Source organism: Pontibacter sp. HJ8 (genome assembly GCF_054824225.1).
The window spans coordinates 1-6,357 of record NZ_JSYF01000239.1; the positions used below are offsets into that span (position 1 = coordinate 1).

The window sequence follows — 6,357 nt, forward strand, 5'->3', positions numbered from 1 at the left end:
CTGAATGATCCTGGCTGGGAGTAATTGCATACATTTGTGGGGCCCCGGCGTAACGAATTTTAAAATATCAGGTACTCTTAGAGGGGCTTAGCCCCGGGTTAACTACTCATCGAGAGTTGCGCGTATTATTTTAACCTTGAAAACCCTTATAGCACGTGGATAGACCAAAAGGAAAGCTGATAGCAGTTGGAGGAAATGAAGACAAAGGATCCTACCCGAACCCGAAGTCCAAGAAAAAATATTATCTTGACTTCTTTGAGCTGGGCATAATCAAGCGCTTCCTGAGTGAAATTCCGGCTGAAAATCCCCGCATAGAAGTTATCACGACTGCTTCCCTAATACCGGAAGAGGTAGGGGAACGCTACGAAAGCGCCTTTGGCATCCTGGGCACCGAAAACATCAACCTGATGCATATCCGGGAAGCGGAAGATGCCCATAAAGCTGAGTACATCGAGCGGATCAGAAAGGCAGATGGCGTCATGTTCAGCGGTGGCGACCAATCCCGCCTGACCAGGATCTTCGGAGGGACCGAAATACTCAATATCCTGCAGCAGCGCTACTGGCACGAAGAATTTGTCATTGCCGGAACAAGTGCCGGTGCCATGGTTATGTCGGAGATCATGATCAAAGGGGGCAGTTCGACCGAATCCTTACTGAGGGGCTCTGTTAAGATTGGAAGGGGCTTCGGTCTGATAGATGGCGTGATCATAGATTCGCATTTCGTGATCCGGGGGCGCTTCGGCAGGCTGATGGAAGCCGTTGTGACGCATCCCAAAACAGTCGGTATTGGATTAGGCGAAGACACCGGTGTGCTGATCACGGAAGGTCACATCATAGAAACCATCGGCTCCAACCTGGTCGTGATTGCGGACGGCCATCATGTAGAGTATAGCAACATCAAGGAGATAGAGGTCGGCAAACCCGTGGCAATAGCCGGTATGCTGATGCATGTGCTGGCCAAAGGGAACGTGTATAATATTGAAACCCGCAAGTTCTTCAAAGACATGGCCTCGCTTGAGAAAAAAGAGCTGCAGACAGAGCCAGGGAGCTAGCAGCTCTGCTCAAAATCAGTCTTTATAGATCGCCACCATGGCATCGGTTTCTGTCGAGCGGCAGCCCCTGTACATACCTGCCGAGTTGAAGGGCAAAGCCATGTTACCTGCCGCGTCTACCGCGATAAGCCCTCCTTCTCCCCCAAATTTGACTAGTTTGTCCATCACCACCAGATCGCAGGCCTGCTGCAAGGTATAGCCCTTGTACTCCATCAGGCAGGATACGTCGTAGGCAACCACCGCCCGCATAAAGAACTCGCCATGCCCGGTGCAGGAAATGGCGCAGGTCGTATTGTTGGCGTAGGTGCCGGCGCCGATAAGCGGAGTATCTCCTATCCGGTTATAATTTTTGTTGGTCATACCGCCCGTAGAGGTAGCAGCCGCCAGGTTGCCCGACGCGTCGAGGGCCACGGCCCCTACCGTACCAAACTTGCGTTCTTTGCTATGGTCGAGCATGAATACGTCCGTGTCGCGTACATCCCGCCACTGTTGGTAACGGTACGGATCATAAAAATAATCTTCCGGCTCAAAGGCAACGTCATATTTACGGGCAAACTCTTCGGCTCCGTAGCCGCTCAGAAATACATGATCCGAATGTTCCAGGATGGCCCGCGTCAGCCTGATCGGGTTGCGGATGCTCCTCACCCCTGCCACGGCTCCTGCTTCAAGGGTTTTGCCGCACATGATGGCCGCATCCATTTCGTGCTTGCCTTCTTTGGTGAACACAGATCCTTTACCTGCATTGAACAAAGGGGAATCTTCCAGCCGTACCACGGCCAGCTCCACGGCATCAAGCGCCGTGCCGCCTTCGGTCAGCACGCGGTAGCCATCTTCGAGCGCACGGGACAGGGCTCCTCTGTACGCTTTTTCGAGTTCAGGAGTCAGGGAGGCCGGTGTGATGGTGCCGGCTCCTCCATGTATGGCAATGGCTAACTTATTCATGGCGTTGCAGGTATTGGTTTTAGCCTCCTACGCCCGTAATGCCCCCCCTGTTTTGGACGGAGCCAAATGAGGTAAAAATTTACCGGGAAAGCAGATTTTGCGGGCTGAGTAAGGGAAAGATTTCGTATATTTGTACTTAGAACAATCTATCAATTTAAAGTATATTTTATGTCGTTTGATATTCAAGGCAAGCTGTACGAGGTGTTTGAGGAGCAGCAAGTAAGCGAAAAGTTCAGAAAGCGTGAGTTCGTACTGGAGATTCCTGACGGATCATTCACACAGTACTGCAAATTTCAGCTTACGCAGGATAAGTGTAACCTGGTAGACCAGTTCAAAGCTGGTGACGAAGTAAAAGTTACGTTCAACCTGACCGGCAAGCCTTTCACAAAGAACGGTCAAACCATGTATTTCACGAACCTGCAGGCATGGCGTGTAGAAGCTGCGGCAGCCAGTGGTGGCTTTAACGCACAGCCAGGTGCTCCGGCTCAGTCGACATCAGCTCCTTCTTTCTACAGCAGCGACGCAGACAACGATCTGCCTTTCTAATACGATACTACGTAAAGCAAAAGCGGGCCAGGCAGCCCGTTTTTTTTATGCCCTTTCCGTGCTACACGTATAAGGTATAGCAAAAGCGAATCTGGTGCAGCTGCTGATGCCCTGAAGGTATACCCCTGTTCAGGTATAGCTGTCAGTAACGCTATACCTCACTTACTCTTATTTAGCATGGATGAACTCGAACGCCTAATATTGCAGGGCGAAAACGACCAGTTGGATTTCAAGCAGCGGGTGACCCAGCCGGACAAGATCGCCCGCACGCTCGTGTCCTTTGCCAACACCCGGGGAGGCACTGTCCTGATCGGGGTGAAAGACAATGGGGTGCTATGCGGCGTGGACCCCGAGGAAGAGAAACATACGCTGGAACTGGCTGCCAACTTTTATTGCGACCCGCCGCTTGCGCTGCGTTATGAAGAAATAGAACTCGATGGCTGCACCGTATTGAAAGTGATGGTGCCTGAAAGTACGCAGAAGCCGCATTTTGCTAAAGTAAAGGAAGACGACTGGCGGGGGTATGTGCGGGTCAGGGATACCAGCGTGCAAACAAGCAAGATGGTCAACAAGGCGCTGCAGGCGGAGGAGCCCAGGTTTGAGCGCCTGCCCCTGGACCGGCATGAACAGTCTGTCCTGGTATACCTGGCTGAGAACCGGCGCATCACGCTCCGTCAGTACATGAAGCTGGCGAACCTGTCCGAGCGGCGGGCTTACCGCATTCTGGTCAAACTGGTTATTCATGGCTACCTGCGGCTGCACGACAAGGAAAAGGAGGAGTATTATACCTTGAGTTAGTTTTTTGACTAGTCTTCGGCCAGCTTAAGCTTTATCTCCTTCCCTTTTTCATAATACTCGGTGTGGCTGAACTGCCCTTGCCTGTCGTATACCTGCCAGGTACCGTACCAGAAATACCGGATTTCCCGCTCGGTCTCCACTACCTGAGCCATACCTTCTTTTTCCAGCTGCCCGTTGTCGTGGTAGAATCTTATCAGGAAACCAGCTGACTTATTGGTGTGATATTCTACTTTTCTGAGCTTCCCGTCCGGGTAGTAATAGCGCCACTTTCCAACCTCCTTCCCATGCCTGAACCGCCCATTCCGGATCAGGATGGTCTGTTCTGCATCGTATAACTTCCACCTGCCATGGAAACGCCCCTCTTTGTCAAAGCGGTTGATGTGGAATGGCCAGAGTTTTTTCAGAGGAGGCCCGGCCTGCGTTAGCAAAGGCAGCACAAGAATTAAGAGCAGGAGAAAGATAAATCTTCTGTTCATCTCATCAGAATTTTTGGGTGGAATAAGCCTTTGATCAAAAATATCAAATTTATTTTTATATAACTAAACTTTTAGTTATGCTGATTCAAAAATGTAAAGTTTTAGCTATCAATCCTATATAAGTAGCAGGTATAGCAGATGTATCCGGAAAGGAAACTGCACCCGGTATAGGAGGCAATCGGGGCATAGACCCGGGGCCCGACTTTTCGTAAATAGTCAAAGATTCGAAAGTTTGCTTCCGGCAGATCTATCTTCAGAAGCAAGCCACTTACTTTTGAATTTCACCCTCTAGCCCATTCCTTATGCCCAAAGCAACAAAGAACCCCAAGGAACCTGAGTCGAATAATATCCCTGCTACCGCCAGCTCTGTTAGAGTACCTGAAACCGCTAAGGCCAAGGCAGCAGAAGCTAAAATCAAAAAGATATTTGTCCTGGATACCTCCGTCATTCTCTACGACCACAGCGCTATCCAGAACTTCCAGGAGCACGATATCGCCATTCCTATTACAGTGCTCGAGGAGCTGGATAACTTCAAGAAAGGCAACGACATCAAGAATTTCGAGGCACGGGAGTTCATCCGCTTCATTGATAAACTCTCCTCAGAACATATGCTGCAGGAGTGGATTCCGCTCAATGGCAAGACCAAAGGAAAGTTCAAGGTGCAGATGAATGGCAGCGCGAAGCTGGATGCCAACACCATATTCGGAGTGAAGAACGACCACCACATTCTCAACTCTGCCCTGCACATACAACAGGAACATCCCAAAAGCAAGGTAGTGCTAGTAACAAAGGATATCAACCTGCGCCTCAAGGCCCGCTCGCTCAACCTGACGGCTGAAGATTACGAAACCGGCAAGATCCGGGATGTGGCCGGCCTCTATACCGGTAGCGATACGCTGGAAGACATACCTTCCGATGCCATTAATGAGCTGTATGAAAAAGGGCAATGCGAGAGCGGCAAAGTACTGAAGGAAACGCCGCCGGATAATCATTTTTATATACTCAAGAGCTTTAAGAACTCCATCCTCTCCTACTTTAACCCAACAGAAAACCAGCTGGAGCGGGTAGACAAGCAGAGTGCTTTTGGCGTAAAACCCCGCAACGCGGAGCAGACGTTTGCCATGCATGCGCTTCTCAACCCGGCTATCAAACTGGTGAGCATACAAGGTGTGGCCGGTACGGGCAAAACGTTGCTGGCCCTTGCCACCGCCATTGAGCAGCGCCGCGAATACAAGCAGATCTACCTGGCACGGCCCATTGTGCCGCTCAGCAACAAAGACATCGGCTACCTGCCGGGCGATATCAAATCCAAGCTCAACCCGTACATGGAGCCGCTCTGGGACAACCTGAAGTACATTCAGAACCAGTTTGCCGAGACAAGCAAGGAGTATCAGAAGATCCGCGAGCTGGTGGACCTGGAGAAGCTGGTGATCACGCCGCTGGCCTATATCCGGGGACGCAGCCTGTCGAATATCTTTTTTATAGTGGATGAAGCGCAAAACCTGACACCGCACGAAGTCAAAACCATCATTTCGAGGGCCGGGGAGAACACCAAGATCGTCTTTACGGGTGACATCTACCAGATCGATACGCCCTACCTGGACTCACAGAGCAACGGTCTCTCCTACCTGATAGACCGCGCCCGCAACCACCCGCTCTACGCGCACATCACCCTTCTGAAAGGGGAAAGATCGGAACTGGCCAACCTGGCGAACGAACTGCTGTAGCGCACAGCCTACAGAAGGTGTTATAAACGTAAAAGCCGCAGCTATATTTTAGCTGCGGCTTTTCTTTATCCGATATATTCTAAATCTCTAGGTAGAGCTACCCGGACTGCAGGCAGTTCTCAGGAAGATTTTTTCTTGTCGCTGCCCTCCATCAAAGATTTAAGCGCCTGCAGACTCTCTTCCGCCTCCTGCTCCAGGGTATGCTTCTTGAAAAAACCTATGTAGCGAGCAATGGGATTTTCTGGCAGCCGGGTTTTCTGCTGCCAGATCACACGGGTGCTATCGGCAGCCGGCTCCAGCCGGAAAGTGCCCAGCGTTTCGTAAGGCTCGTTTTTTATCTGTTGCTTATACAGAAGTAAGGAAGGGGGCGTGCTTTCGGTAAAGTGCATCAGAACGGCTCCTAACCGATCGCCGTGCCACTGCTGATAAGCGCCCTTGCCGGCCATAGGTCCGCCGTAGAGGCGTATCATGGTAGGGTCATAGTCCTTGTTCCAGACGTTCCACTTTTCCCACTGGGTAGGGTTTTCCAGGTATGGAAACACCTGTTCCGGTGCCCCCTCTACCACGACCGTTTTGGTGACTTCGCATGCGTCCGGCAACAAAAAAGACCCGGCATAACCCGCGGCCATTACGACGAGCAGCGACATGAGCCCGATGATCAACGCCTTCATAAAATTTGGGGTAAGAGTAGGTTTTGCTATTGTACAATCAAATGCTAAAAGTACACCAATTTAAAGGAGAATTAGCAGGATAGTCAAGCCCGGGAACATTTATTTTATTATCTTTTTATTCAGGTATAATCAGATCAGAATATAC

At 50.7% G+C, this 6,357-nt stretch carries 7 protein-coding genes; 4 read left to right on the forward strand and 3 right to left on the reverse strand.

Going from position 1 to position 6,357, the window contains the following annotated elements; translation table 11 throughout:
* Positions 1 to 155 precede the first annotated feature (155 nt).
* The gene (locus OB13_RS11270; RefSeq protein WP_461490267.1) at positions 156 to 1,052 is read left to right on the forward strand and encodes a cyanophycinase; all 897 of its coding nucleotides are present in this window, start codon (positions 156 to 158) and stop codon (positions 1,050 to 1,052) included.
* Positions 1,053 to 1,067: 15 nt separating this feature from the next.
* Here the strand turns inward: OB13_RS11270 and OB13_RS11275 are convergent, their stop codons facing one another.
* On the reverse strand, positions 1,068 to 1,994 hold the full coding sequence (locus OB13_RS11275; RefSeq protein WP_461490268.1) for an isoaspartyl peptidase/L-asparaginase family protein: 927 nt from the start codon (positions 1,992 to 1,994) through the stop codon (positions 1,068 to 1,070).
* Positions 1,995 to 2,162: 168 nt separating this feature from the next.
* On the opposite strand from OB13_RS11275, the gene OB13_RS11280 reads away from it, so the two are divergent.
* Both OB13_RS11280 and OB13_RS11285 read left to right on the forward strand, forming a co-directional pair.
* Positions 2,163 to 2,540: a DUF3127 domain-containing protein gene (locus OB13_RS11280; RefSeq protein ID WP_461490269.1), complete on the forward strand. Its 378-nt coding sequence runs from the start codon at positions 2,163 to 2,165 to the stop codon at positions 2,538 to 2,540.
* Positions 2,541 to 2,717: 177 nt separating this feature from the next.
* Positions 2,718 to 3,338 carry an RNA-binding domain-containing protein gene (locus OB13_RS11285; RefSeq protein ID WP_461490270.1) on the forward strand — a complete coding sequence of 207 codons (621 nt, stop codon included), beginning with the start codon at positions 2,718 to 2,720 and terminating at the stop codon, positions 3,336 to 3,338.
* An 8-nt stretch (positions 3,339 to 3,346) separates the two neighbouring features.
* Here the strand turns inward: OB13_RS11285 and OB13_RS11290 are convergent, their stop codons facing one another.
* A complete protein-coding gene (locus tag OB13_RS11290) occupies positions 3,347 to 3,814 on the reverse strand; it encodes a toxin-antitoxin system YwqK family antitoxin (RefSeq protein ID WP_461490271.1) in 468 nt (155 codons plus the stop codon).
* Between the two features lie 302 nt (positions 3,815 to 4,116).
* Between OB13_RS11290 and OB13_RS11295 the strand changes: the two genes are divergently transcribed.
* Entirely contained in the window at positions 4,117 to 5,541 is a 1,425-nt protein-coding gene (locus OB13_RS11295; RefSeq protein WP_461490272.1) for a PhoH family protein, read from the forward strand.
* A gap of 119 nt (positions 5,542 to 5,660) precedes the next feature.
* Here OB13_RS11295 and OB13_RS11300 read toward each other — a convergent pair whose 3' ends face one another.
* Positions 5,661 to 6,212 carry an SRPBCC family protein gene (locus OB13_RS11300; protein ID WP_461490273.1) on the reverse strand — a complete coding sequence of 184 codons (552 nt, stop codon included), beginning with the start codon at positions 6,210 to 6,212 and terminating at the stop codon, positions 5,661 to 5,663.
* Positions 6,213 to 6,357 lie beyond the last annotated feature (145 nt).

What these genes read in the sequence shown, in the direction of transcription:
- OB13_RS11285 (WP_461490270.1), top strand. Translation starts at nt 2,718, where the DNA reads ATGGATGAACTCGAACGCCTAATATTGCAGGGCGAAAACGACCAGTTG.
- OB13_RS11290 (WP_461490271.1), bottom strand. Translation starts at nt 3,814, where the DNA reads ATGAACAGAAGATTTATCTTTCTCCTGCTCTTAATTCTTGTGCTGCCT.
- OB13_RS11280 (WP_461490269.1), top strand. Translation starts at nt 2,163, where the DNA reads ATGTCGTTTGATATTCAAGGCAAGCTGTACGAGGTGTTTGAGGAGCAG.
- OB13_RS11295 (WP_461490272.1), top strand. Translation starts at nt 4,117, where the DNA reads ATGCCCAAAGCAACAAAGAACCCCAAGGAACCTGAGTCGAATAATATC.
- OB13_RS11300 (WP_461490273.1), bottom strand. Translation starts at nt 6,212, where the DNA reads ATGAAGGCGTTGATCATCGGGCTCATGTCGCTGCTCGTCGTAATGGCC.
- OB13_RS11275 (WP_461490268.1), bottom strand. Translation starts at nt 1,994, where the DNA reads ATGAATAAGTTAGCCATTGCCATACATGGAGGAGCCGGCACCATCACA.